Raw genomic sequence first — 24,187 nt, forward strand, 5'->3', positions numbered from 1 at the left:
ACACAATCCACCTACAACCGTTTGTTCGGGGTCGATCGAAGATCGAATGCCTAAATGCTTCGAAGTTTCGACGTCTTCCGTCCTCCCGGCACCGTAGGACTGCCAGTGACGATGCACTGTTCAGCCACCGCGGACCGCACGAATACGGTGGCACCTCGCGATTCTCGAAGTTTGGGCGACGCCTTAGGGGCTCGGCAGCCTTCCGACGTTGGCGCCGAACAGACCGCGCCGCTCAGGTCTTATCCGCCACGTCGGATCATCGGGTATGTGGCTCTGATCGAGTCGGCCGTGTGATCCACTTGCCGGTGCCGTCGAACGGCGTCACAGCGGCCCACCGCCGTGGGTTGTCTTCGATCGCGACGGCATTCCCGAGAGCCGAAGTCAGCGAACATGTGCGACGCCATCACGCGAAATTTCCGGCGTCGAGCGTCGAATCTTAACCGAACGGTGTCGAAGTCATGGTGTACTTCGTCTGCAGATACTCGTGGATGCCTTCTGCGCCGCCCTCTCGCCCGAGACCGGAGAGCTTCCAGCCACCAAAGGGCGCAGCGGCGTTCGAGACCACTCCGATGTTAGACCCACCATTCCAATCTGGATGCGCTCGATCATGCGTTGACCGCGGCGAAGGTCCTCGGTGTACACATGCGCGACCAGCCCGTATTCGGCGTCGTTGGCCAGCTCGACGGCCTCGTCTTCTGTGTTGAACGATGCCACCGCCAGCACTGGGCCGAAGATCTCCTCGCGCAGGATGTTGCTGCCAGCAACAACATTGGCTAAAACCGTAGGAGCGAAGAATGTACCGGGCCCGTCCAGACGCTTCCCACCCGTGGTGATGGTTGCACCGCGAGTGGTTGCGTCGGGCACGAGCGCTTCGGCTTTGGCGACCGCGTCGCCGTCGATCAGCGGGCCGATCGTGACCCCGGGCTCGGTGCCATGCCCCACCGTAAATCCTTTGACCTGCTCGGTGACGCGTCGCCTGAACTCGTCGACCACGGAGCGGTGCACGATGAACCGGTTCGCCGCGCGCACGCCTGTCCGATGTTACGAAGCCGCGATCGCACCCTCAACCGCCGTGTCGACGTTGGCGTCGTCGAACACGACGAACGGTGTATTCCCACTTAGTTCCAAGTAAATGTCGCGAGATGGCCTAACCTCGGCCCGTCGACGCGCCGGCGTCGCTAGCCGCGTCGCAGTCCATGAACACTCGGGTCCGCCGGTCACAGGGGGCGAAGCTCGATGGTAGTGCGGCCCATTATGTCGGCTGTCAATTCAGCACGGCCATGGCCGTCTGCCGTCAAGTGGCTTTCGACTGCACCGTGGATGACATATCGACCAAAGGGCCGCAAGCAATCGAGGCTCAGCCCGACACGACCATCGGCGATGCCTGGTTGGAGCACCAAGTCCAGTCCGTGACCGTCTGACACGGCCTTGGCGACAAGCACTTCGGGGTGCGGCGCCTCGACCAGCTGCGGGCCGTTGTCCCACGCGGTGGGGCGAGGCTTGGTCAGCATATCGTTGAATGCTAACGGTCGACTGAGGCCGCCAAGTCCGAGCATGCCGTTGGCGTGCACAGATGCCGCTTCGAAGCTTGCAACTCCGGGATTGGTCGGCTGCCCCGTGAAATGAAGTTGTTCCACGGCAGCGTCCCACAACGTGGCGTGCCAGGCCTCGTCACCGACTGTGTGTGCCAAATGCATTGCTGCTGCCAGCGTCTCGGCGTTAGTCTTTGCTCCGGTCGACCAATCGGGCATTTCCCGACCGGTCGAACTCGGCTCACGAAACAGATCGGTTTCGAGCCATTCGCGCTTGAGGATTTCCCATGCCCGCCAGCCCAGCTCTGGACAAAGCGGTGCGATGAAGGCTGCCACACCGGCGGTGCTTCCCGTTCCCGACATCACCCTACGCACCGACAGGCCAAGTCCCGACACCACGAAGGCGGCCATATCGTTGGCGGCCCGCGTGTACTCCCGTTCGAGCACTCCCGCGACGTTGTTCGCAATGGAAGACCCGTAATTGGTCGCATTGACCGTGTCCATGATCGCGATGCCTGCGGTGGTGACTGTGTTGCAGTATGGGAACACGTAGCCGCGCTTGCGGCCCGGGCTGAGCACTGGCTCACACGGCCATAGGTACAGGTCTTGATTGAAGTTGCGGATACAGATCGTATTGATCTGTTGATGATCGAAGCTGAAGCGTTGCCGCGGTGACCAATTGAAGACCAGCGATCCTGGGAGTTCGAACCGACTGTCGCCAGTGGCCTGCCGAAACATCGCCAGCTGCAGGTTCAGGTAGCCGGAGAACATGATGTTCTGCGGTATATCGATGGGATCGGCGCGACGCTTACGGAAGTCCCAGTTGCCCAACAGGTTCTGCCAGTACCAATAACCCCACACTGCCTTCTGCTGCGCCCTTTCGAGCAGTGCCACCTGGGCGGTGGTCAGCACACCGCTGTACGCAGGTGTATGGGAGTAGTTGTACATGGCCAGTGCCCAACCTAGAGCGTTGACCTGGTAGCGGTACTGCTGCAGTGGGCCTTGCGCCTCGTCGTCGAAACTGTCCCAATCGTCTACAGGTTGACTCGCGACTCCGATCAGGTACCGCAACAGCCTCAACTGATCGGCGCTTGCCTCGGTAACCTCCGGTATCGCGACTGACCGCTCGAGGCCGACGGCGGATGCCTGCGCTGGCGTGTTCTGCGACCTCCGCAGAGGGTTGAGATACTGCATTCGCGCCTCGCCGAGCCGTCGGGCTGACCGGCGCGCCGTCCAAGCGCGCGTCGACGACGCGCAAACACCACCGATGGCGATCGCGAGCGCAGCCCACGGAATCCAAGTCATCGGACCTGGACGGCCGCCGTGCCATGCGGTGAGTCCCCCACCGGCAGCAGCCGAGACTGTGATTATTGCAACGAGTGTCACGCTGTCGGCGCGGGCGATGAGACGAATCCCGAACGCCCACCCGCACGCAAGCACGACTCCGACGAATGCCGCGACGTGGCCCGAAACAACGACGGCGTAGGGCGCAACGAAGCAGCCAACAATCAGCGCCACGCAAACCAGCGTGGCGCAGACGGCGGGCAGCCACCCGAGTTTTCGCAATACCCAGGCGGCCGTGACGGCTTCGATCGCGACGAGTATGGCGTGCCCGACGACCATGGTGATGCCTATCGGGTGCTGCATTCCAGGGATCGCGTAGAGCAGTCCGGCACCGGGTACGACGAGTCCGGCGCCGAAGGCACGCCACGGCCCACTCAATCCAAGGACTTGAGGTAGGCCGACGGCAGCGGCCCAGAAAAACAGGAGAACGGCGACAGTTCGAACCAACCAGCGGGTCGATAGTCGTTCGGTCGTCAGTATCGCCGGAGCCTGGGCAGGAACGACTGCAGCGTTGAGAGTCATAGGGTCGCCCTTGCTGCCGTATGTGCGGAGACGAGATGACGCGAGGTCCGCGGCTCATCAAACTGTCGGCTTATCCGAATATCTCGACGTCCACGCAGAATCTGATAGAGCCGCACTCCGTGGGGACCAAACAGGGCGAGTCCGCCCAGCACCAGGCAACATAGCATCAGAACCGTCTCACTTCCATTATTGCCGGCAATGCAGAGTCCACTGACTCCGGCACCGATGACCACTACGTCAAAGAAGGCAACAGGAGTCGCATGCGGCGGCGTCGCAGGCAACGCGCCCACGCGGGATCCCTCAGCCATCGGCATGCCCCGCGCGGGTCGCACCGACGTAAAGCGAGTCCAACTGCAGCCCGCCGTCAATGCCGATTTCTTGGGCCGGTGATGTATCCAGAAGTCTCGCCCGCGAGAAAGGCGACCCCAGTTGCCGCGTCCAAATCCGTCGAACGGGAGCTCTGGCCAAAATGAGATCGGCGCCTCACGGTGCAGCGTGGCGAAAGCACCATCGCGATAGTTGTCGTCTCTGGCCCAGAAGTCCCATGAACCAAGCTCGATGCCGGCAAGCGGAACCTCACATTGCACCGTCGCATTGTCTTGTGCCGCAGCACCGTTACGATCACCCATGCCCAAATCCATTCGGTCCCTCCTCCGTTATGCATTACTAGCGACCGGACACCGCGCGTGCGGACGCGATGGCCGGCGCAATCGAGTGACGGCTTGCGAACGGGATTTGGTGATCGGCGATTGATGCGTGATAAAGCGCCGGCTAGGTCTGTTGAAGCAGGTTCACCAAGACATAGGCCATGCAGATTAGTAAATGCAATACCGCCAACACCACACCCGTAAACATGAGTGAGCGCACGCCGCGCTGTTTCAGCCGTTTGAACTTTGCTGTCCGCGCAGCACGATTGAGCTCCGAGGCGATCAAAGCGAAGCTTATGTCGGTCAGTTCACGGTTTGCAGCGGGTAAGCCCGCGAGCATCTCCTGAAGACGTTCGGGCCGGGCTTCGACCCCTACTTGCGCGAAGCGCTGGCAGAGCCGCCGCGCGCGGCGGCGGCCAAGATTTCGGCCGCTTGTCTGAATTTGTGGTGAGAAGTAGCGATCATCACCCTCGAATTCCGGCGCAGTCATCACGAACATCGATTCGTTACTGGATGTGATGATCGACTGTTTCGGCTCACCCGCGGCACTGTGGTAGTGGTTGCGGGCCGACCGGACCGCCGCAGGAGAGCTACCCCGCCCGCGATACAGCTCAACGCTATACGGCTATATACATTGAGCACCAGCGCGACAAGCGGAATCGCTTCAATGTCGATTGGTTCAGGCTGAGTGGGCACTCTGACCCCTCCTCCGTTTCTGGATCGGTTTAAGGACACATGCTGACGCTAGGCCGAGCGATTTGTTGAGCTAGCGGTTCCGCGCAGCCTTACCTACAACCTTCAGATCACGCACTCGTCGTCCTCGTGCAGCGTCCGCTGGTCTGGTCGTCTACGAAACAACTCTCTGATCGGCGAGGCGTCCTCGTCGACCTATACCGGCCATCATCGTAGGGGTGTAAATGCGTAAGTTCTTGTCGTTCAGGCGTATAGCGGTTGCCTTGGCGTCGGCCTCTGATACCGCGCCGGCGCTTAACAAGTAGTCATCGTGGATCTGTCTCATTGCTCCGATCCTCCGGGAGTCGACAGGGGGTATCCAGGACGCATGATTCCTGGCAGTGCGACAACCAGGATTAGCTACTGGCCAGACGCCGAAGGCCGGCTTCGGATGCTGACCCAGGTTCGGCCCAGTAAGCGACAAGCCAATGACCGGTCCCTGGCAACAGCATCTGCTGATAGCTGAGATCGAGCGGCCCTACCTGCGGATGGTCGATCAGCATCACTGTGAGGGCCTCTTGTGTGACGTCGTGCCGCGCCCAAAGCTGTTGAAACCGCGGGCTTCGCTCTGTCAACTCGTCGACGAGGTCGGTCAAAGCGGGATCGGGGCGTTGGCCGAGCATGGCGCGGATGAATGAAACCGACCATGCAGTCAGCCCCTCCCAGTCGCGGTAGAAGCTTCGCATCCCTGGGGCGAGAAAAAAGCCTCGCACGGTGTTAACCCCGAGCCCACCAAGATGCGGGGACAGCGCCACGGCAAGTTTGTTTGTACGAACCACGGTCATGCCGGGGTCAACGACAAGCGCGGCCGCCAGCGGCAAGCCGTCAAGCAGGACCCCGATTGCTGGATGCGGCTGCTGCAACGGTTCCATCCAACCCGCAACGGACTGATGACGCAGCAGGTTTCGCATGTAGGTCACGGCTTCATCATCGAGTTGCAGCGCCCGACCGATGGCCTCGAGCACCTGATCCGAGGGATTGTCTTCTCGGCCTTGTTCAAGCCGTAGGTAGTAGTCGGTGCTGATGCCGGCCAGTACCGCCACTTCCTCTCTCCGGAGCCCGGCCACCCTGCGGCGCCCACCTGCAGGCAGACCGACATCGGCAGGCTGGACCAGGCTTCGGCGAGCACGTAAAAACTGCGCCAGGGTGATCCTGCCAAGAGAATGTTCATCGGCTACTTGCCCATTGCGCATGCTCGAAGGGTCCACTTACCTGATTCTTCACGCGGTTGCAGTCACAGCAAGCAAGATTGGCCTTCCTCTGACGACACCTATTGCACAGTGGCCTCTTTGCGAATCATGGCGGTCTTGAGCTCGCTCAGGCCGTGCGGTTTTCCGACTTGAGCAGCCATGCTTGTTTTTCCAGGTCATCGATGATGGCGTGCAACAGATCGGCGGTCGACGGATCGGCGCCATCGACCTCGTCGTGCACGGCGCGGATGGCACCCACGGCGGCATAGATCCGGGTGGTGATCATCTCCACCGTTTCGGTGGCACTGAGTAGACCGGGCGGTATCGCGGGAATGGTTGTCTTTTCCACGACCGTGTCTGAGCGCCCGTCAGGAACGGCGTCTAAGGCGCGCATGCGTTCGGCGATTGTATCGCTGGCTTCCCGCGCGGTATCGACGATGCTGTCGAGCTGCAGATGCAGGTCGCGGAAGTTCGTCCCAACAAGGTTCCAATGGGCTTGCTTGCCTTGCAAGCTCAACTCAATCAAGTCGACGAGGACGGCTTGCAGGTCCTCGAACAGGATGTCCGGGGCGCGAAACGGCCGGATCTCGTCGATGTCACGACGATTGGTGGATAGAGAAGTTGTCATGGCAGGTTCCTTCAGTTAGGGATTTGGGTTTGGGCTTTGGGCTGCCAAGGCAAGAGCAGCCAGGAGCTGGGGCATTTTGGTGATGATCTCCTCGTCGCATACAGGCGGGGTGTCGGCGAAGCGCGTCGTCGCGCAGGGCACCGACAATGCGATCTCATCGAGTACGGTTGCGCCGCCGATGCGGGCCGTCTTGCGGGCGTCTTCGTGAGCCCATGCCCCGCCGTAGCGCCCGCCAGAGGTGCCAATCACAGCGACAGGCTTTTGGTAGATGGCTCCCCGTGGGTAGGGACGTGACACCCAGTCGATAGCATTCTTGAGCGCCGGGGGGATGGTCCCGTTGTATTCCGGTGTGACCAGCAGCAGCGCGTCGGCGGACCGTACCGCGGTGCGCAGCGCGTCGGCGGACGGCGGGACGGTGTCGGGCTGGTCGAGGTCTTCGTTGTAGAAGGGCACGTCTGCGAGGCCTTCATAGAGTTCAACCTTGAAGCCTTTTGGTGCGAGCTTGACAGCTGCCTCGGCCAGCTGGCGATTGTACGAAGCGGCACGCAGACTGCCTACCATCGCGAGGATTCGGGTGCTCATCGTGGTTCCTTCCCCTTTGTCAATCAGGAGCTTGCAGGGTATTGGCACGCGCATTCGTCGGCCGGTGGCTTGTCATCGTGATTGGGGTCGTGGCAATGCATTTGGCCAGAGCGCGCGATTGTTTTGCCAGGTGCTGAGGCCTGGCGAAACCGCATCGAGGCGCGATTTCAGTGATGCTGAGCGACGTATCCATCGAATTCCTCATAGATTTCGATGCGCCAGCCGGCAAGCCAGATCGCCATGCGCAGATTACGATCCTGCGTGCTGATCGCCCGAGTGAATTTGCCACGGGACATGACGATGTGCATTGCATGTGTGGATCGGTCGGCGACTTGGAGCTCGGTGAAGTGGCGCATGCACTCCGCATCCGCATTGGTCGTCCGCCGCCGGCAACGTGGCATTATCGTCGTCGGGCTGAGAATCATGCCGCACCCCGCCAACAGTGATCGGGATCGAGGAAAATCGGCCGTGCCAGGCCGCTGCCCTGCGACCCGGTCGCTCCGACCACTACGATCAACCGCCGTTCAGTCACGAATTCTCCCCGTAAAATCTGTGGTTGATATGTCAACTCGCCTAGGTACAGAACTTACTTTTAGCTGGTTGATATGTCAACCCGCGTCTTCAGTCGGCCATGTCTCCTCGCCGGCCAATGCCGGCCATCATCATCGGCGTGCAGACGCGTAAGTGCTTGTCTTCCAGGCGCGCATCAACCACCTTGGCGTCGGCCTCGGATACCGTGCCGATATCGATGAGCTGTTGACGCAGACTCTCAATTGTCAGCTTGAAGAAGTCGAAGCCAGGGCAAGAACCATCAATGATGTGCGCACGCCCCTGGCAACGGACGTCAGTCATACCCGCATCATTGAGGGCAGTCAGCACGCGACGTCCGTAATTGGTGTCGACCCTGCCTGCCTGCCGCGCATAATCGAGGACCGCCTCCGTCATTGCGTTCAGCGCGGGAACCCCTGGCTCCCAACTGAAATAGGTCCAGTCGAAATCCTCGATGACAATCCAACCGCCGGGACTCAACGCGGCGGCCAGCCGGTTTAGAACCTGCTGGCGGTCGCTGAGGTGCTGAAGGACGAGGCGTGTGTGAATGAGGTCGAACTTGCCCGGAGGGAGCACATCGGTGCGGATGTCGAGGCATTGAATATCCACGTTGTCTGACGCCAAATGTTCGATGAACCGGGTGTCGATATCGACGGCGGTCACCGCCGCTCCTTGGCTGGCCATCCACTCGACCAGTGAACCATTACCCGCACCGACCTCCAGGCAGCGCCAACCAGCGCCTAAACCGAGGTCGGCTAATAAGGATTGGCTGCCCGGATCCCACTGCGCTTCGCTGCCCTTCAGGCGAGCACGCTCCCGCTCGGCATCGATACCGAACAAGTCGGCGCTTAACAAATACTCGTCGTTGGTCTGTCTCATCCGTCAGATGCTGCGGCAGCCATTTGGAAGTATCCAGGGCGCGTTATTCCTGGATGCGGGACACCTAGGTAATAGCTATCTCTTCGGCAGTCTGCTGCATGACGTCGTGTTGGGCCCTTCGGGCGGTCAGCTTGTCCCAGTTGCAGTAAAAGCCTTGTGACTCCGGCTCGGAAACCACCCCGTATCGCGTTGTCCTGGACCGCAAGTGCGGTAACAGCGCCACGGCAGGCTTGTTCGCACCAACCACGGTCATGCCGGGGTCAACGACTGCGGACCCGTCTATCCTGTGAACGCCAAACGGTGAACTGGCCGGCGCTCTCATCTCTTCTACGCGGTGTTAACGACGGGAGTGGGTGTAAATACCACCGGCATCGATTCCGGCCCGGTGACGAAATTGCTGGCGCGCAGTGGTGCTTCGGGCGTGTCGGCTAGGTGCAGGTCGGGCAATCGTTCTAACAACGCGTCTCGATGGACGCATCGCCCAGACCAGGTATAGCGGACCATCCCCGCCCGGGACGTCGGTGCGGGCCACGGGACACTTGCTGCGCAGTTCGTCGAAGAACGGATGGAGATCCTGCTCCTGCAGCTGCGGATCGTAGACGTCGAACGTCCGGACCTGCTCGTCCAGGCCACTCGAATCGCTCGCCATGAATACCCTTTCGGTTGTGAATACCCTTGCTGAAAAAGCTGATGACGCCGTCGCTGACCACCAGGTCGACGATCGCCCAGATGTCGAAGTCGTCCCGCCGCTTACCGCGCGGGCGCGCGAGAAGCAGGCAGCAGGGTTGGACTCTCGGTCCCTGACGGTTTGCGCCCGCTACATCACCGAATCCGATGGGGACAAAGCCGCGCGGCTGGCCCGGTGGCATCGATGGCTGACAACGAGACAATGTGGGCCGCCGGATCGCCTACGCGACGAATACCGCAGCCAGGTCGATGAAGACGCGGTAGTCAGTGATAAAGCCGGACGTGTCGTCGCGCCAGATCGACACGGCGGGGATCGTCACCTTCGTGCCATCGTGGCGCGTGTATGTCACCGCTGTCTCGACGATGGTGTCCTGCTCGACGATCCATTGGTTGTTGATGTGATGGCGCAGGCCGGCGATGCTCGTAAAGAACGCTGCGCTACCCGCCGCAATGGCACTTCGGCCGGCCATCGGCTCGCCGTTGCCGAATGTCATGGTGGCGTTGTGCGCGAAAAGCTCGGCAATCCCCGCGGGATCCATACTGTCGATTCGCCTGAAAAGGGAATGCGCACTTGTCACTTGGGTTCCTCCGTTTGGTCATTGGTCGATCGGCACTTCGCGGCCTGGGCACCACACGTTCGGGTTTGCTCGTGCATGCAATTAGCGGACCACGCTCCAGCGGTTGTGTTGTCGCACTGTGGGCAAGCTCTATCGCGCACTGAACCCTGCGTCGATCGGAAGGGCCACTCCGGTAACGTATTTGGCGTAATCGCTAACTAGCCAAACGACCGCGTCGCTGATGTCTGACGGCTGAACGAACGAAACGGGGAGAAGATTCACGGTTGCTTGCGCCGCTTCGGGGTTGTCGGCTAGGTACGCGCTAATCGCCTCATTCATGATCATTGGTGTTTCAACGCCAGTCGGGTGCACGGTATTGACGCGGATCTTGTCCTTCGCTAGCCAGTGTGTGAAGGATCGCATTAGGCCCACAACACCGTGTTTGGCCGCAGCGTAGGCGCTGTTCGCAGCAGTACCATCACCACCGGTGCCCTTGAGGCCCTGCGTGGAGCTAATAAGCACGATTGCCCCGCCCTTTCCCGCTTTACGCATACTGGGGGTGGCGGCCATAACTGTGTTCCAGACGCCGATAAGGTTGACATCGATAACATTTCGGAACACCGTGTCGGCATTGGGCTCTTTGGTGCCGACCGCCGCTATCCCGGCATTGGCTACGACGATGTCGATCGGGCCGAGGTCATGCGTTGCCTCGGACACGACACGCTGCAGTGCCGTTACATCACGGACATCAGCCGTCCGGGCGACGATCGTGCGGCCAAGCGATTCGACCGCTTTGGTTGTGTACTCCAAGTCCTCGGCGGTGCCCATCTGATAGGGAACGCAGTCGATTTGTCCACAGAGATCGATTGCGACGATATCTGCGCCCTCCTCCGCCAACCGGATAGCGTGGCTCCGCCCCTGTCCTCGCGCAGCTCCGGTAATAAATGCAACCTTGTTGTCGAGCATTCCCATTTGGGCTTCCTTTCTCTTGAGTGGTGGGCGCTACGGCCTGACCGCCAGCAGGGCATCGTGGTCATGCGCCAACCTCGTTTTGAAGCTGCGTTCACGCTCGGCCGTAGGAGGCACGGCGTCACGGTTGACAACTCCGTTTTCCGCTCGCGGCTCGATAGGGTTTCTATTGACACAATATTTAGCTGGCCTGTGAAGCTGAAAAATGTGATACCACAACCATGTTGATGAGACCGCGAAGTACAGCGCACCAGTTCCCAACATGAAGGGAAGCCCTGCAGCGAGCGCAACCCATATGAGTGTCGCTATTGCGGCCGGTATAAGGATGTACGCAACAACGGTTGCTATACTTCGGGTTTCGCAGTCTTTGCGGGAGACTGGCAGGACTTGATTTGGACGCAATGAATCCAACTTCTCTTAGGTTGTAGCTGTTCAGCACTATGCGCCGAGGCGAACGGGGAGTGTGGTTAGTCCAGGCATCACGACGTTATTTCGATGCTGCAGGAAGGTATTGTCGGCCACCGTGATCTGCGCGAATCGCTCAAGCAGGCGGCTGACCGCAATTTCGCCCTCGAGCCGCGCTAGCCGTCCTCCGAGGCAGTGTTTAATGTCCGACACGAACGCGAGGTGTCTGTTTGAAGTTGGGGTCCGGTCGAGGCGATCCGCATCGGCATGCGAGGGAGCGCCGTGATTAGCACAGAGTAGGCACACCAACACTAGTTGACCCGGTGGTATATCGACTTCGCCGATCCGCACTGTTTCGGTGGTGAGGCGCGCAGTGGCGACATCGAGCGGGCTTTCAAATTGCAGGAATTCTTCCACCGCGCTGGGCAGCAGTGACGGATCGGCGCGGAGCGCCGTTAGCTGTGACACGTTGCGCAACAACGTGAGAAGCGCGTGGCCGATCAGGTGTATGGAGGTGTCGTATCCCGCCAAGATCAGTAGCAGTGCGGTCAAGACTAATTCATCATGGTTCAGCCCCTCTTTTCCGTCGGACGTGTGCACTAACGCACTGAACAGGTCGTCCGCCGGATGTGCGCGCTTATGTGTGATCAACTCGTCCAGCAGGTCGGTCAGTGCATATTCGGTGGCGGCCAATTCGGCAGCGTGTGTGGCGGTGAGTAGCGGTTCGATATGTATCCGAAAGCTTTCGGCCTCGCCCGACGGCACACCTAACAAATAGCTGATGACCCGAAAGGGCAGTGGTACTGCGTAAGATTGCATCAAATCCACCGCTTCGCCGGCTGCGGCGGAAACCGCGGCGCCGTCAAGCAACTCGTCGGCGATCCGCATGATGGCGGGCCGCATCTTCAGCACGCTGCGAGCGGTGAATTCGCGGGTAACCAGTTCGCGCAACCGAGTATGCTCAGGCGAGTCTTCGCGCAGTATGTGGCTTTTCACCAGGGTCCAGCGCGGACCAAAACTGCCCCATGGCAACAGGTCCATGAGCTGACGCCGGTTCTTGCTCAGCCGGGGATCGTCTAGTACAACCTCTGCGTCATCGTGTCGAGTGACCAGCCATGCGTGCGTCCCGCCCCTCATTACCACGCGATGTGCCGGTGCCTCCGCGCGGAGCCGGCGATACAGGTCGTGCGGATGTTGAATGAACGCCCGACCGTGCTCCACCGAGTTCTTCGGCGGCGAAACGTTTTCAAGGCGGCCCATGAAATTGTTGAGGCTCATACTCTGATACTGCGGTGGCGTATCAAAGGTATCCAGGACGCATGATTCCTGGCAGTGCGACAGCCAGGATTAGCTACTGGCCAGACGCTGAAGTCCGGCTTCGGATGCTGACCCAGGTTCGGCCCAGTAGGCGACAAGCCAATGGCCGGGTCGACGGTATCGTCATTTGCTGGTAGTTGAGATCGAGAGATCCTAGCAGCGGGTGATTGACCAGCATCACTCCGGCAGTCTCCTGCCTGACGTCATGCCGGGCCCACAACTGCCGGAACGGCGCGCTGTAACTTCTCAACTTGTCGACCAGACTGATCAGAGCCGGATCGGGACGTTGACCGAGCATGGCGCGACCAATGAGACCGACCATGCAACCTGTCCCAGTTGCGGTAGAAGCTTGGCATCTCTGGCTCGACAAACAACGCTCGCACGGTGTTGGCCGCGACCCCGAAGTGCGGACAGCGCCGCGGCAAGTTTGTCGCACTAACCAGCGGTCAGGGCGGGGTCAAATACGTGGGCCGCGGCCGGCTGCCAGTCGTCAAGCAGGACCCCGATTGCTGGATGCGGCTCCTGCAACGGTTCCATCCGACCCGCAACGGACTGATGACGCAGCAGGTTTCGCATGTAGGTCACGGCTTCATCATCGAGTTGCAGCGCCCGACCGATCGCATTGAGCACCTGATGCGACGGATTGTCTTCTCGGCCTTGCTCAAGCCGTAGGTAGTAGTCGATACTCATGCCGCGCTGGCACTTGGCGTCGGTGAGGCGTCACGGCGCCTCGGAAAGGACTCATTGTCCCCATCGTTTGAGTGTTGCTCCCCACGCCCGGGTCCACAATGACCAAACTCTGCCAAATACGGACATCAGCAACGATGCTCCGCGCCACCAGAGGACGTTCTCCCGCCGTCGCATAGCACTGCCAAGCGGTGGTGTATCGGCTGTCTCGTACTAGGCGAGAACAAGGGTGGGTGGGTGCATCACAGGCTCGCATGTCCGTATTTGACAGAGTTTGGTCATTGTGGACGCGCCCGATCCGCACAATGCTGATGGGATGGACAGCCAGCCAACCCACCTCGTGGTCGCCACCGCGTTTCCCGGCATCGACGCCATCGACGTCGCTGGACCCGCTGAGGTATTCGCGATGGCCAACATCGCGCTGCCGCCCGGGGCAGTGCGCTACGAGGTGCGAGTCGTGGCCGCCCAACGCGCCGCGGTAACGACGTCCTCGGGGCTAAGCCTCGGGGTCGACCAGGCTTTCACTGAGCTGCAGGAGCGACCCGACACCCTGCTGGTGACGGGTCGAGTGGACATCGGTGAGGACGGCTTGCCCGTCGCCTTCGTGGACACCGAGGTGCGCGACTGGCTTCGTGACCACGCTGCCCAAGCCGGCCGGATCGTCGCGGTCTGCGCCGGCGGTCAAGTCGCCGCCGCAGCTGGGCTTCTGGACGGCCATCGTGTGACCACTCACTGGGGCACGGCGGCACAGTTGTCGGCCGAACATCCACTCATCGAAGTCGATCCCGACCCGATCTTCGTGCGCTCGGGCAAGGTGTGGACCAGCGCGGGAATCACTGCGTCGATGGACCTGGCGTTGGCCCTCGTCGGCGAAGACCACGGCAAAGAGATCGCGCTGCAGGTGGCACAACTGATGGTCATGTACGTGCAGCGCCCCGGCGGGCAGAGCCAGTTCAGCGCAGCGCTGTCCGTGCCAGTCAGTACGCGCTCAGATATCGCGCAACTGCGCCGCTGGATTGGCACACATCTCACCGCCGACCTCTCGGCAGCCGCCTTGGCTCGCAGGATGGGGGTCAGCCCCCGTCACCTGGCCCGCGTATTTCATGCCGACGTCGGCGTCACTCCCGGTGAATTCGTCGAGCGCGCGCGCGTCGAACACGCGCGTCGATTGTTGGAACGTACCGACCTGTCTTCCGCCCGCGTCGCCGCCGAAAGCGGAGTCGGATCGGTGGAAACGCTGCACCGATTGTTTCGCAGCCGCCTAGGCACCACACCACGCGAGTACCGGCACCGGTTCTCAGCATCATCTCGGTAAGCAGCGCTCTGCACCGCTGACTACCCAGCACCACTCATAAATTCCCCACGAAAGGTACTGCCATGCAACAAATGTTCGTCGAAATGTACAACTACAAGCAGAACTGGATCGATCTGAGCGTCCCCGAGCGAGAGGCATTCATCGGCACTTTGGCCTCGGCATTGGGGGAGCTTTGTGCAGCTGGAGTCGAGGTACTGGCCTACGCCGTCAACGATCCGGCCACCGATCACCGCGCGCCCTACGACTTCTTCTGCGTGTATCGCGTGCCCGCGGTCGGACTGCAACGCATGTTCGAAGCCGGGATCGCCGCATCTGGCTGGTACGAGTACTTCGAGCAGGTCAATCTTAGCGGCGCGGCTCGTACGCCCATTGGCACTTTGATGAAGAACGTTCTCCTGCAACCCGCACTGCCACAGGGTAAGCCGATCATCCCCCCGGCGCCCTCGGTGAAGAAGTCCGCGGTAGTCGACGGACACGTCATGACCTACGTCGAACACGGCGAGGGTACGCCAGTGGTGTTCATTCACGGCGACGTCATGTCGTCATTCCTGTGGGACAACGTGATGCCTTACGTCGCCGAGAACCACCGCGCCATCGCCGTTGACCTGATCGGCGCCGGCGATTCGGACAAGCTTCCTGCATCCGGTGAGGGCACCTACAGTTTCGAAACTCACGCGCACTATCTCGAGGGCCTGTTCGAGAAACTGAACTTGGGTGATGACGTCATCCTCGTCGGACACGATTGGGGCTCCAATCTCGCCTTCGATTGGGCCATGAAGCATGAGGATCACGTGCGCGCCATCGCGTTCACCGAAGCGCTACTGCCGCCCTTCGATTGGTCGGACTGGCCGATCCTGGTCCGCGGTGTGTTCGAGCACCTACGCACGCCCGAAGGCGGTCAGGACGTCTTGGACAACAACTTCTTCCTAAACTCCTCGCGCGACAACATCGTGCGCGTACTCGCACCCGAGGAGTGGGCTGAGATCGTCCGGCCGTACGCCAACCCTGGCGAGGACCGCCGGCCGACGCTGGATTGGCCGCGTTCGGTGCCGTTCGGTGACGATGACACCCCGATGCGCAAAGTGCTTGAAGGTCAGGCGGAATGGCTGTCGAAGACGTCCATCGCCAAGTTGCACATGGCCGGCGTCCCCGGCGGTATCGAGTTTGTCGGCGGGCGTCGCCGGGACACCATTGCCGCTTTCCCCAACCTCTCGGTCATCGACGTTGAGGGGCTGCATTGGATCCCGCTGGAGGACCCGCACTCCATGGGCGAGGGCCTGGCCACATGGCTGGCCTCGGTGACCCAGAGCTAACGCTGGCCGCGGGTTCCGACCACCTAGGTCGGTATCCGCGCAGCGGTCCGTTCGCGTCCCCGCCGACTGGACGCTCCGCTCCATCACCTGCTAGTTCTGGTCGGTCACGCACAACCTTGGACAAACTCCCGTCGGTGACAGCCGTCCGATCCGAGATCGCCCAGGCCTGGCGTCTCGCTGAGCTTCACGGCCTATACCCCGGCACCCGCATCTGCCCGCCCGTTGCCGCCGAACCTGTCCCGTCAAGCCGATTGACGGTCGCTGTGGCGCCGGTGCTGGACCGACTGGCTAGTGACCTGTCTGGGGTCCCGTCTGCTGACCGCCCATCCATGGCCGGGCAATCTACGTGAGCTTCATGACGTTGTCGCCCAGGCGGCCCGCGGCCGCATCCACCGCGACATCATCGACATCGACTTGCCTCAGACACTGCAGCGGACGCCTCCGCGCACATTGTCGGGCATGGAGGTCGCCGAGCGAGACGCCATCATCGCTGCTCTGCAGAGCGCCAACGGCAACAAGGCGGCAGCGGCCATCCGCCTGGGCGTCGGCCGCACCACGCTCTACCAACGGCTGCGCCGTTACCGCCTGGACTGATGGAGGTGTTCGCAATCAGAACATTCCGGCTGCCCAGAACTCGTAGACGATGTACCCACCGTTGAACCCGAACCGTCCGACTCAACGAGGAGTAGCCCCGGTGACCCCGTCCCCCTCGACCACCCGCATCGACGCCGATTTCGCCATGACGATCGATGGAAATCGCTGCGCGACGGCCGATTCTGCACCGGTGGTCAACCCAGCAGACCGATCGATCCTCGCCCGCGTTCTGATTGCTCGTCCCGAGGGCCTGGAGCGGGCCGTCGCGGCCGCCCGCGACGCGTTTCCGGCCTGGGCGTCGCTCCTGCGCTCAATACGGGTAACACGATCATCGTCAAACCCAGCCCGTTTACCCCGCTGTGTGACCTCAAACTGGTTGAGCTATTGCAGGACCTGCTTCCGCCGGGGGTGTTGAGTGCGGTCAGCGGAGACGAAGAGCTGGGCAAATGGATGACCAGTCATCCTGGTATCTCGAAGATCGCCTTCACCGGCAGTACCGAAACCGGCAAGCACGTGATGCGTTCTGCGGCTGGAACACTCAAGAGGCTCACACTGCAGCTAGGTGGCAACGACCCGGCGATCGTGCTCGACGACGTCGATCCGGCCGGCGTAGCTCCCAAGTTGTTCTGGGCGGCATTCCAGAACAACGCCCAATTCTGCAACGCCGCCAAACGCATCTACATTCACGACCGCGTCTACGACGCCATGCGTGACAGCTTGGTCGCCTATGCCAAGACCATCGCCGTCGACGACGGCGCCGACTCGCGCACACAACTCGGGCCGATTCAGAATGAACCTCAGTACCTCAAACGTAGGTCGCTGAGTATTTCGACGACTGCCGCACTCGCGGTTACACGTTCGCTCTAGGGGGAAGCATCGATACAGACGCCCCTGGATGGTTCGTGCCCGTGACGCTCGTCGACAATCCGCCTGAGAAGTCGCGTCTGGTCACCGAGGAACCGTTCGGTCCGATCCTGCCGTTGTTGCGCTGGAGCGACGAAGACGACGTCATCGCCCGTGCGAACGACACACCCTGGGGATTAGGCGCCTCGGTGTGGGGAAAGGACCTCGACCGCCCCCAGCGCATCGCACGACGACTGGAGGCAGGCACGGTGTGGCTCAACGAAATTCACCGATATTCTCCTCATCAGGTGTTTGGTGGACACAAACAATCCGGGATAGGTGCAGAGAACTCCCTCCGCGGTCTGGCTAAATACACCAATTATCAAACCATCACCCTCAACAAGTCCCAGGCAGGTATTCCATGAAGACATCTGCGGCTGTCCTCCGCTCGACTTCGTCACAGTTGACGATTGAAGAGCTCGACATCGACGCGCTGCGCCCCGGTGAGGTTCTCGTACGCATGGTTAGTGCGGGCATCTGCCACACCGACCTGGGCGTAATCGCCTCGGCTTCAGCGGAGCAACCTTCAATCGTCCTCGGACACGAGGGAGCTGGCGTGGTATCACAGGTCGGCAGTGCAGTGACCACGATCGCGCCGGGAGATCACGTGGTGCTGTCCTACAATTTCTGCGGCGTCTGCGACAACTGCACCGCAGGCCTTCCCATGCATTGCCGCCAATTCATGGAACTGAATTTTTCCGGCGCGCGCGGCGACGGGACGACTCCCCTGCACGACGACGCCGGTCCAATACTCGGCGCATTCTTCGGGCAATCGTCATGGTCCACCCACGCAGTGGCGACCGAACGCTGCTGTGTGAAAGTCGATCCCGAGCTCCCACTCGCTCTATTAGGCCCCCTGGGCTGCGGCATCCAGACGGGCGCCGGCGCGGTTCTGAACACCTTGGACCCCGCCCCGGGTTCGTCCATTGCGATATTTGGCGTCGGGTCCGTGGGACTTGCCGCCGTACTCGCTGCCGTCGCCGCCGGTTGTTCACCGATCATCGCAGTCGATATCAACGACTCGGCACTATCGAAGGCCCGCCAACTCGGAGCGACCCACACCGTCAACTCCTCATCGGGCGACCCCGCCGGCCTCATACGCGACCTGACCGATGGTCGGGGCGTCCAGTACACCGTCGACTGCATCGCTCTTCCATCCGTCGCACGCGCAGCGATCGAATCGCTACAAGAGCCGGGGATTTGTGCGAGCGTCGGATTTCAGGGTCCATCCAACGACATCACTGTCGACCAAGGGCATCTGCTGTTCGGACGCACGGTGATCGGAGTGATAGAGGGCGACGCCGTAGCAGCTACATTCATTCCACGGCTGCTGGAGATGTACCGGAATGGCCGCTTCCCCTTCGACCAGATCATCGACACGTTCCCCTTCGCTGACATCAACGAGGCCATCGACGCAGTACACCGCGGCGCCACGACCAAAGCCGTATTGACCTTCTCACCCATCGACAGCACCGAAGCCGGCGATGCTTAAGGCCCAGGTTGGCGTTTCGCCGTCGAGCAGTCCCGGCGAGATACTTCCCTGCGCCGCAAACGGGACGCTGACGCCTTGGCCTTGATCACCGACACGGTGCGACTGACCTACGGCCACCTGGAACGGTTATCGCGGCATTTCGCCGTCGCCTTACAGCGTCGCGGCATCACCACCGGTCATGTCGTTTCGCTGTTCGGTCAGAACGCCTGGCAATGGGTGGTGGCCTACCACGGAGCCCTGCGCGCCGGAGCAGTTGTCAACCCGATCAACGTGATGGTCACCGCACCGGAGCTGGCGTACGTGCTCGGAGACTGCCGTTCGCATGCGCGCGCACCGAGCGCGGTGGAGATGACTGGGTCAGTCGCAGGGTCACCACCAATGGGGTGGTGTGTGTGGCCTGGCAGCAGGTCAGCATCGGCCGTTACTACGCCGGCGCGCGTTGCGATGTCCACGTCGACGGCGAGCTGCTGCGGTTCTGGATTGGTGATCAATTGGTCAAAACCGCCGCCCGACGCACCCCCGGCGAGGTACGAATCAAACGGGCCATGCGCACCAGCGCAGACGCCTAAAACACAACAACGAGTGTCAACGATCAACCGAAACAGAAACGTCAACCATCAACAGACTCTGAACAGGGGCACGTCAGTGATGGCTTTTCTCGGTCAGACAGCCACGCCGGGGCCTCGAACTCCGCAGTTCCGCTGATAGATGGCGAGCCCTAGGCGACCGCGGTCGCGTCGCCCTCCTGCACTTCACTGCACGTAACGAGCAGTGCTGCTGCGATCCGCTCGAATTGGCAGTCGTGACATAACACCACATCAATCCCGGGCAACCGCCGGATAACAGCATTTGCTTTGGTGGCCACTCGTTGGCACTGACCGCATTTCAGATACGCGGCAGAGTGTTCGATGATGCGGGCCGCGGCGAGGGCGGAGGAGTCGACCATGGAACCCATCGTGCGCCGCGCCTCTTGTCATCTGCTGAGAGGCACGCCAGCAATCTCCCAAGAATCTGTTAGGAAACTGCTGAGTGCGGCCGCCGTCGGCGACCCGGTCCTCAATCGTCATCGATGGTTCGCAGGTTGGGGTGATCAAATCCGCGATGTCGAAACCTGTTGCGCGACACTGGCTGACGACTAACTACCGACTCCTAAAGCCGGTGTCGCAGGTTCCGGCCAAGACGGCACTTCAACGTTTTTACGATGCAGCCGTATGCATCGACAGCTCGCCGGAAGAGGATGGTCCCATGACCACCACACCGAACAGCGCCCTCATCCCGACATTCGCCGCTCTGCGCTTCGCCACCGGCGTGGCCGGATGGGCCGCCCCAATCAGAGCTGCCCGGCTGTTTGGACTGGGTTCCGCCAAACAGCAGCCGCTGCTCGCCCAACTCTTCGCGTCTCGCGAACTGACGCTGGCCCTGGCCGTCGCGGATCCCGCATCCCCGCGGCTGCGCACCCGCGCACTGCAACTTGGGCTGCTCACGGACGCCCTGGACATCATCGCGACCCTGCGCGGCATCCGACACGAGACGCTGCGACCGGTCGGCGCGATCGTTACCGGTGGCGGCGCGGCGGTGTTCCTTGGTATGGGCCTTACCGCGTTGGCGAATCAGAAACGGGCCGCCGCCTCTGCGGCATGAGCGGAAGTGAGTTGAGTCACCCCAGATCCCGCCACGGGCAGCCTTTCGGCCCCTTATGTGTTGCAACACTAAGTCACTAATTCAAACGGTGGCCCCCACTTAGCGAGGCTGACATGCGGCAGACCACCATTCGCCAGCGCCCGGATGCCCGTTTTCCCATCGCCTCGACGCTGTGGGGCATCGCCGGCATCATCCTGCTGGTCGCCCTGGGAGACGTCGTGATCGTGTTGGGCCTCGCGCTGGCCGCCGGGGCCATCGCGACCGCCTGGTGGGTGCGTCGCACCGCCGGGCGTCGCGTGCGGAGCAGCGAGGTTGGGTTGGCTTCCGTGTCTCACCTGACGACCGACCACCGCGAGCCGCAGAAGGCGTCGGCACTCGCGCCGTGGCATCGCCACAACGCCGCGTAGGTGCCGGTTCACCCTTCGCGCTTGCGTCGGCTGGGCGTGACCGATCGGGTAGCAATCGAAGGGCGCGGACACCGTGAGTCCGATCGACAGATTGGTCAGGCATATCAGCGGCCCGGAGTCGGAGCACCGATTGGGCCGAATATGAAGGGAATTGCCCACAACGCGACCGGCGGCCGAGCGGATTGGGCCTTCGCCGGAAGGTGTGCGACCGGCGTGGGCGGGACAATTCAGATCCCCACAAAGGGCGGAGAAGAGGACTACCATCTATACCGTGCGCGTGAGGGAAGAAACGTAGCGCCCGTCGCTTCGTAGGGCATAAGAAGAGCCTGCGATGCGGAAGCTGGTCGCGACACTGATGGCCGTTGGGGCCTTGATGCTCACCGGGGGTATCGCTCGCTCCGAGAACCAGCCGGCACCACCTCCTCCCACCCCTTCGTTCTACGCACCGAAGTGTCTGAGTTTCGATCCCAATCCGCCGGGACACTGGAATTACCTGCCCTGCGGTTGGACGACGGATGGCAAGCGGTGGATACCGCTGCCGCCGCCGTAGCCGATACCCCTGACACAGATCGGCGATGGCGGCCGCGCGAAAAGCCTTCAGCCGGTGGCTAACTGGCTTTGAGGTGACCGCCTCCGCGGCAGCTAACGCCGCAGACGCCCGCATCCCCCCGGGCGTCTGCGAGCGAAAGCGCCTGGTCGATCGGAACACCACTGCAGTCCAGGCCGTTGACCACGAGGCCCAGGCTGATCGCGCCGTCGGCACGGGTGCCTTCGATGCACACCTCGATGTCCCGCAGGCCCGGCCTTCCCGCTGTCCAGAAGTCCGGACGGTGGCCGTCGAACACCGTGTGGGCGTCCGCACCGTCGACCCCCTCTCGCCGGGAGAGCTCACCCGCCGACGACATGGGCACATCGTCGGGTAACGCCGCCGCCGCGAGAGGAGTGAGCGGGTCGGCGAGGCCGCAAGAATTTTCGTGATACGCCAAGGCGATCATCGTCGCCCTCCTCTCACTCGGCCATCGTTTTGTTCGACGGCAACGGCTTTACGGCAGCACGGTGTGCATCAGCATCACGTCGTATGCCGACCACAGCGACAGGTTGAAGTACAGGTCTCGTCCTGACGACCAGGGATGAATCATCGGCGCATAGATACCGCCGGGCATTTGGAACGAGGACACCAACGGCTGCTCGGGACTCCAAGGCCCTTGTGGCGTCGGCGCGGTCCGTGCCACGACGTCGTTGCTGCCGCCGTCGGTGTAAAGCACCAGATATTGCTTGAGATAACTGTTGTACTGGGCCGACATTTCGCCGACCGGCCCCGGGAAGATCGGTGTCGCCGCGCCGGGATTGTTCGCCACCCAGTGACCGCCGTTGTCGCCGTTCCAGTACTGGTACTTGGTCAGGTCGGGCAGTTGATTCGGTGGGACGCGCGAAAGGAATGCCGCGCCGCCACGTCCGGACGGGGTGCCGAACTGGTAGAGGTAACCGTCGTTCCCCTTCATGAACGCGCCCATCTGGAAGTTTTCATTTCCCGGCGTAAACCCAGCTCCCGGAATGGCATCCGGCGAGGCCGTACGAATGGTGGTCGGGAAGATCCCCCAGTTTTGGCCGTTGTCGTTGGACCGGGCGATCGCCGAGTAGTTCGTCGACCATTCGCCGTCACGGCCCCACTGGCGGATGGACATGTAGCTCATGTATTGGGTTCTGCCCATGGACATCGCTGCGGTCGGAATGATTCCCGTCTCGTGCGCCGCCTTGTGAATGGTGTTGACGACCTGCTTGGAAAGTCCGGGCGCCCACACCGGCGAGCCCGAATACCTGTCGTTCGGCGCACCATCGGCGATGTGAATCCCCTTGGACAGATCGTGGTCATTGCTGCGGAAGAGGGTGTTGTAGCGCCACTGCTGGCCGTGCACCTTGCAATAGCCGAAGGTGTCACCAAAGGCCATCAGCACCTGGCGGTTGGCGGGATCGCCGTTGTCCCAGGCAATCCCGAGGTCGGTACCGGAGATGCTGAAACGTTGCAGGGTCTTGTTGGGGCCGTTCGGTCCGGTCACCCAGTCGACGAGCGACGTCGGCGCGCCCGCGATCGAAGGGGGCGGCGGCCCCGGCTCGGGCTGCGGCATGGGCGCGGCGTTCGGGCGCAGCTGGTTGGCGTTCGGCGGGACCGGGACCCCGGGCGCGGGCGGATTGGGTCCGGGCGGCAACACTGCGGCTTGCGGGTACATCGGGGCGGAGGGGTCGGGTCCGGGCGTCGGCACCTCGGCTCGCGGATGCGCCGGTGCAGAATACTGCCGACCCGGAGCGGCCGGCTTGAGCAATGACGAGATCAGCGGACCCAACCGCGGCAGCGGCGCCTGATCATTCGTGTGCGTGGGTCGGCGCCCAACCGGCGGTTGTACGACCGGCTGGGGAGCGGGCATGGCCGGCGGCGCCGCGGGAGGATCGACGTTCGCCTCGGGCGCCCCGCACGGTGTGGCGTTTGCAATTGGTGCGGGCCCCACCACAAGGACGAATCCGATAGCGGCCGCCGACGCCATCGATAGCGACACACTTCGCAGAAACGCCGACATGTAGCACCTTTCGAGCGGTAGGACACCGCGTTGACGTCCCTTAGCTGGCCCATGTGACGATAGTGATTTGCGGGGCAGATGTGACCAGTGATGAGCTGATAGGTATCCATCCGTGACCGTGTCGCAACGCGGCGATCCCGCCCACCGCGCGCCTTCCATGCGGTTAGCTCACGGTCCATATGGGCAGTTGGGAAGCCTTACAGGCTTTGCCCCAGTCGCGGCCACACTGGGCTACCCGGCGCCCGGCGCGGTGCCAGGATGGACGCTGGACCCGCGCCACCCGGGGGCTGGGCGACGGTTCTCCGATAGCCGGGTTGTCACTATGAGGTGAGCACCTCTTCACTCGGCCCCGCGGCAGCGACGTAGTAGTGGTGGGGTCCCGGGGGACGCGACATCGACTTTGCTGGGCGGCCGCCGGAGCCGCCGCCGAGAGCCCCACCAGCCGCCGATCCGCATTCGGTACGGGCGCACCACATTGCCGCAGCTCAGGCTCGCGCGCGCGGAGCCGTCGAACACTCTGTTGCACACAAGGAAAACAAGATTCGTCAATCGCCCGGCGCAGCGCGAAAGGCGTGTCACACTGAAATAGATTGGGTCAGCATGTTTGTCGACCGTCATCGGTGGCAATGATCCAACAGAGGCGAGTGCGTCGGCCGGCCTTCGCATTCGTCTAGGTCCCGTCGGTTCAGCCCGAGAGCCGACGGGGCCGCCCTTTTTGGGCC

Annotated in this window: 25 protein-coding genes and 5 pseudogenes; 14 read left to right on the forward strand and 16 right to left on the reverse strand. The window is 62.0% G+C overall.

Translation table 11 applies throughout. From position 1 onward, the window contains the following. Nucleotides 1–436: 436 nt before the first annotated feature. The 7 genes and pseudogenes from ACZYVJ_RS09870 to ACZYVJ_RS09900 all read right to left on the reverse strand — a co-directional run bounded on the left by ACZYVJ_RS09870 (nt 437) and on the right by ACZYVJ_RS09900 (nt 7,177). Nucleotides 437–1,029: pseudogene (locus ACZYVJ_RS09870) on the reverse strand (aldehyde dehydrogenase family protein). A 188-nt stretch (nt 1,030–1,217) separates the two neighbouring features. Then, nucleotides 1,218–3,398: a linalool dehydratase/isomerase domain-containing protein gene (locus ACZYVJ_RS09875; protein ID WP_463830836.1), complete on the reverse strand. Its 2,181-nt coding sequence runs from the start codon at nt 3,396–3,398 to the stop codon at nt 1,218–1,220. After that, on the reverse strand, nt 3,395–4,039 hold the full coding sequence (locus ACZYVJ_RS09880; protein WP_463830837.1) for a hypothetical protein: 645 nt from the start codon (nt 4,037–4,039) through the stop codon (nt 3,395–3,397). Before ACZYVJ_RS09880 ends, ACZYVJ_RS09875 begins: the two co-directional genes overlap by 4 nt. A gap of 130 nt (nt 4,040–4,169) precedes the next feature. After that, on the reverse strand, nt 4,170–4,544 hold the full coding sequence (locus ACZYVJ_RS09885; RefSeq protein ID WP_463830838.1) for a hypothetical protein: 375 nt from the start codon (nt 4,542–4,544) through the stop codon (nt 4,170–4,172). A gap of 589 nt (nt 4,545–5,133) precedes the next feature. After that, nucleotides 5,134–5,970, reverse strand: coding sequence for a helix-turn-helix transcriptional regulator (locus tag ACZYVJ_RS09890; RefSeq protein WP_463830839.1), 837 nt, complete (start codon nt 5,968–5,970; stop codon nt 5,134–5,136). A gap of 124 nt (nt 5,971–6,094) precedes the next feature. Further along, complete coding sequence (locus ACZYVJ_RS09895; RefSeq protein ID WP_463830840.1) at nt 6,095–6,595, reverse strand: Dps family protein; 501 nt, start codon at nt 6,593–6,595, stop codon at nt 6,095–6,097. A 15-nt stretch (nt 6,596–6,610) separates the two neighbouring features. Continuing rightward, nucleotides 6,611–7,177, reverse strand: coding sequence for an NAD(P)H-dependent oxidoreductase (locus ACZYVJ_RS09900; RefSeq protein WP_463830841.1), 567 nt, complete (start codon nt 7,175–7,177; stop codon nt 6,611–6,613). A gap of 170 nt (nt 7,178–7,347) precedes the next feature. On the opposite strand from ACZYVJ_RS09900, the gene ACZYVJ_RS09905 reads away from it, so the two are divergent. Next, nucleotides 7,348–7,623, forward strand: coding sequence for a hypothetical protein (locus ACZYVJ_RS09905; RefSeq protein ID WP_463830842.1), 276 nt, complete (start codon nt 7,348–7,350; stop codon nt 7,621–7,623). A 175-nt stretch (nt 7,624–7,798) separates the two neighbouring features. Here the strand turns inward: ACZYVJ_RS09905 and ACZYVJ_RS09910 are convergent, their stop codons facing one another. The 6 genes and pseudogenes from ACZYVJ_RS09910 to ACZYVJ_RS09935 form a co-directional block, all read right to left on the reverse strand. Continuing rightward, on the reverse strand, nt 7,799–8,605 hold the full coding sequence (locus ACZYVJ_RS09910) for a class I SAM-dependent methyltransferase (protein ID WP_463830843.1): 807 nt from the start codon (nt 8,603–8,605) through the stop codon (nt 7,799–7,801). 327 nt (nt 8,606–8,932) lie between these two features. Further along, nucleotides 8,933–9,064 (reverse strand): annotated as a pseudogene (locus tag ACZYVJ_RS09915) (cytochrome P450); the annotation flags it as partial. 449 nt (nt 9,065–9,513) lie between these two features. Then, nucleotides 9,514–9,870, reverse strand: coding sequence for a nuclear transport factor 2 family protein (locus ACZYVJ_RS09920; protein WP_463830844.1), 357 nt, complete (start codon nt 9,868–9,870; stop codon nt 9,514–9,516). A 129-nt stretch (nt 9,871–9,999) separates the two neighbouring features. Then, on the reverse strand, nt 10,000–10,821 hold the full coding sequence (locus tag ACZYVJ_RS09925; protein ID WP_463830845.1) for a mycofactocin-coupled SDR family oxidoreductase: 822 nt from the start codon (nt 10,819–10,821) through the stop codon (nt 10,000–10,002). Nucleotides 10,822–11,256: 435 nt separating this feature from the next. Beyond that, nucleotides 11,257–12,501 carry a cytochrome P450 gene (locus tag ACZYVJ_RS09930; RefSeq protein ID WP_463830846.1) on the reverse strand — a complete coding sequence of 415 codons (1,245 nt, stop codon included), beginning with the start codon at nt 12,499–12,501 and terminating at the stop codon, nt 11,257–11,259. A 73-nt stretch (nt 12,502–12,574) separates the two neighbouring features. Next, nucleotides 12,575–12,862 (reverse strand): MmyB family transcriptional regulator, encoded by a 288-nt coding sequence (locus tag ACZYVJ_RS09935; protein WP_463830847.1) that lies wholly within the window; start codon nt 12,860–12,862, stop codon nt 12,575–12,577. 62 nt (nt 12,863–12,924) lie between these two features. Here ACZYVJ_RS09935 and ACZYVJ_RS09940 point away from each other — a divergent pair, with 62 nt between their 5' ends. The 10 genes and pseudogenes from ACZYVJ_RS09940 to ACZYVJ_RS09985 form a co-directional block, all read left to right on the forward strand. Next, the gene (locus tag ACZYVJ_RS09940) at nt 12,925–13,212 is read left to right on the forward strand and encodes a hypothetical protein (RefSeq protein ID WP_463830848.1); all 288 of its coding nucleotides are present in this window, start codon (nt 12,925–12,927) and stop codon (nt 13,210–13,212) included. Between the two features lie 331 nt (nt 13,213–13,543). After that, nucleotides 13,544–14,542 carry a GlxA family transcriptional regulator gene (locus ACZYVJ_RS09945; RefSeq protein ID WP_463830849.1) on the forward strand — a complete coding sequence of 333 codons (999 nt, stop codon included), beginning with the start codon at nt 13,544–13,546 and terminating at the stop codon, nt 14,540–14,542. 62 nt (nt 14,543–14,604) lie between these two features. After that, the gene (locus ACZYVJ_RS09950) at nt 14,605–15,855 is read left to right on the forward strand and encodes a haloalkane dehalogenase (protein ID WP_463830850.1); all 1,251 of its coding nucleotides are present in this window, start codon (nt 14,605–14,607) and stop codon (nt 15,853–15,855) included. 291 nt (nt 15,856–16,146) lie between these two features. Further along, the gene (locus ACZYVJ_RS09955; protein WP_463830851.1) at nt 16,147–16,449 is read left to right on the forward strand and encodes a helix-turn-helix domain-containing protein; all 303 of its coding nucleotides are present in this window, start codon (nt 16,147–16,149) and stop codon (nt 16,447–16,449) included. A gap of 145 nt (nt 16,450–16,594) precedes the next feature. Next, nucleotides 16,595–16,722 (forward strand): annotated as a pseudogene (locus ACZYVJ_RS09960) (hypothetical protein); the annotation flags it as partial. A gap of 18 nt (nt 16,723–16,740) precedes the next feature. Then, complete coding sequence (locus ACZYVJ_RS09965; RefSeq protein WP_463832931.1) at nt 16,741–17,316, forward strand: aldehyde dehydrogenase family protein; 576 nt, start codon at nt 16,741–16,743, stop codon at nt 17,314–17,316. 8 nt (nt 17,317–17,324) lie between these two features. Beyond that, on the forward strand, nt 17,325–17,717 hold the full coding sequence (locus ACZYVJ_RS09970; RefSeq protein ID WP_463832932.1) for an aldehyde dehydrogenase family protein: 393 nt from the start codon (nt 17,325–17,327) through the stop codon (nt 17,715–17,717). Next, nucleotides 17,714–18,844, forward strand: coding sequence for an NAD(P)-dependent alcohol dehydrogenase (locus tag ACZYVJ_RS09975; protein ID WP_463830852.1), 1,131 nt, complete (start codon nt 17,714–17,716; stop codon nt 18,842–18,844). Before ACZYVJ_RS09970 ends, ACZYVJ_RS09975 begins: the two co-directional genes overlap by 4 nt. A 96-nt stretch (nt 18,845–18,940) precedes the next feature. Then, nucleotides 18,941–19,108, forward strand: a pseudogene (locus ACZYVJ_RS09980) (AMP-binding protein); the annotation flags it as partial. A 62-nt stretch (nt 19,109–19,170) separates the two neighbouring features. After that, a pseudogene (locus ACZYVJ_RS09985) lies at nt 19,171–19,413 on the forward strand (IS481 family transposase); the annotation flags it as partial. 149 nt (nt 19,414–19,562) lie between these two features. On the opposite strand, the gene ACZYVJ_RS09990 reads toward ACZYVJ_RS09985, so the two are convergent. After that, entirely contained in the window at nt 19,563–19,790 is a 228-nt protein-coding gene (locus ACZYVJ_RS09990; protein WP_463830853.1) for a hypothetical protein, read from the reverse strand. Between the two features lie 83 nt (nt 19,791–19,873). Here ACZYVJ_RS09990 and ACZYVJ_RS09995 point away from each other — a divergent pair, with 83 nt between their 5' ends. The 3 genes from ACZYVJ_RS09995 to ACZYVJ_RS10005 all read left to right on the forward strand — a co-directional run bounded on the left by ACZYVJ_RS09995 (nt 19,874) and on the right by ACZYVJ_RS10005 (nt 21,442). Beyond that, nucleotides 19,874–20,485 carry a hypothetical protein gene (locus tag ACZYVJ_RS09995; RefSeq protein ID WP_463830854.1) on the forward strand — a complete coding sequence of 204 codons (612 nt, stop codon included), beginning with the start codon at nt 19,874–19,876 and terminating at the stop codon, nt 20,483–20,485. Nucleotides 20,486–20,598: 113 nt separating this feature from the next. Next, nucleotides 20,599–20,892, forward strand: coding sequence for a hypothetical protein (locus ACZYVJ_RS10000; protein WP_463830855.1), 294 nt, complete (start codon nt 20,599–20,601; stop codon nt 20,890–20,892). Nucleotides 20,893–21,223: 331 nt separating this feature from the next. Beyond that, nucleotides 21,224–21,442: a hypothetical protein gene (locus tag ACZYVJ_RS10005; RefSeq protein WP_463830856.1), complete on the forward strand. Its 219-nt coding sequence runs from the start codon at nt 21,224–21,226 to the stop codon at nt 21,440–21,442. Nucleotides 21,443–21,500: 58 nt separating this feature from the next. Here the strand turns inward: ACZYVJ_RS10005 and ACZYVJ_RS10010 are convergent, their stop codons facing one another. Together ACZYVJ_RS10010 and ACZYVJ_RS10015 are read right to left on the reverse strand one after the other, a co-directional pair. Then, nucleotides 21,501–21,887 (reverse strand): hypothetical protein, encoded by a 387-nt coding sequence (locus tag ACZYVJ_RS10010; protein ID WP_463830857.1) that lies wholly within the window; start codon nt 21,885–21,887, stop codon nt 21,501–21,503. A gap of 48 nt (nt 21,888–21,935) precedes the next feature. After that, on the reverse strand, nt 21,936–23,465 hold the full coding sequence (locus tag ACZYVJ_RS10015; protein ID WP_463830858.1) for a DUF4185 domain-containing protein: 1,530 nt from the start codon (nt 23,463–23,465) through the stop codon (nt 21,936–21,938). Nucleotides 23,466–24,187: the final 722 nt, after the last annotated feature.

The organism is Mycobacterium sp. IDUB_3 (assembly GCF_055419585.1).

Excerpts from the sequence above, each read along its gene's own strand:
- ACZYVJ_RS09895 (WP_463830840.1), bottom strand. The coding sequence starts at position 6,595 with ATGACAACTTCTCTATCCACCAATCGTCGTGACATCGACGAGATCCGG.
- ACZYVJ_RS09990 (WP_463830853.1), bottom strand. The coding sequence starts at position 19,790 with ATGGTCGACTCCTCCGCCCTCGCCGCGGCCCGCATCATCGAACACTCT.
- ACZYVJ_RS09910 (WP_463830843.1), bottom strand. The coding sequence starts at position 8,605 with ATGAGACAGACCAACGACGAGTATTTGTTAAGCGCCGACTTGTTCGGT.
- ACZYVJ_RS09890 (WP_463830839.1), bottom strand. The coding sequence starts at position 5,970 with ATGCGCAATGGGCAAGTAGCCGATGAACATTCTCTTGGCAGGATCACC.
- ACZYVJ_RS09930 (WP_463830846.1), bottom strand. The coding sequence starts at position 12,501 with ATGAGCCTCAACAATTTCATGGGCCGCCTTGAAAACGTTTCGCCGCCG.
- ACZYVJ_RS09900 (WP_463830841.1), bottom strand. The coding sequence starts at position 7,177 with ATGAGCACCCGAATCCTCGCGATGGTAGGCAGTCTGCGTGCCGCTTCG.
- ACZYVJ_RS10010 (WP_463830857.1), bottom strand. The coding sequence starts at position 21,887 with ATGATCGCCTTGGCGTATCACGAAAATTCTTGCGGCCTCGCCGACCCG.
- ACZYVJ_RS09875 (WP_463830836.1), bottom strand. The coding sequence starts at position 3,398 with ATGACTCTCAACGCTGCAGTCGTTCCTGCCCAGGCTCCGGCGATACTG.
- ACZYVJ_RS10005 (WP_463830856.1), top strand. The coding sequence starts at position 21,224 with ATGCGGAAGCTGGTCGCGACACTGATGGCCGTTGGGGCCTTGATGCTC.
- ACZYVJ_RS09935 (WP_463830847.1), bottom strand. The coding sequence starts at position 12,862 with ATGGTCGGTCTCATTGGTCGCGCCATGCTCGGTCAACGTCCCGATCCG.
- ACZYVJ_RS10000 (WP_463830855.1), top strand. The coding sequence starts at position 20,599 with ATGCGGCAGACCACCATTCGCCAGCGCCCGGATGCCCGTTTTCCCATC.
- ACZYVJ_RS09950 (WP_463830850.1), top strand. The coding sequence starts at position 14,605 with ATGCAACAAATGTTCGTCGAAATGTACAACTACAAGCAGAACTGGATC.
- ACZYVJ_RS09945 (WP_463830849.1), top strand. The coding sequence starts at position 13,544 with ATGGACAGCCAGCCAACCCACCTCGTGGTCGCCACCGCGTTTCCCGGC.
- ACZYVJ_RS09975 (WP_463830852.1), top strand. The coding sequence starts at position 17,714 with ATGAAGACATCTGCGGCTGTCCTCCGCTCGACTTCGTCACAGTTGACG.
- ACZYVJ_RS09885 (WP_463830838.1), bottom strand. The coding sequence starts at position 4,544 with ATGTTCGTGATGACTGCGCCGGAATTCGAGGGTGATGATCGCTACTTC.
- ACZYVJ_RS09925 (WP_463830845.1), bottom strand. The coding sequence starts at position 10,821 with ATGGGAATGCTCGACAACAAGGTTGCATTTATTACCGGAGCTGCGCGA.
- ACZYVJ_RS10015 (WP_463830858.1), bottom strand. The coding sequence starts at position 23,465 with ATGTCGGCGTTTCTGCGAAGTGTGTCGCTATCGATGGCGTCGGCGGCC.
- ACZYVJ_RS09880 (WP_463830837.1), bottom strand. The coding sequence starts at position 4,039 with ATGGATTTGGGCATGGGTGATCGTAACGGTGCTGCGGCACAAGACAAT.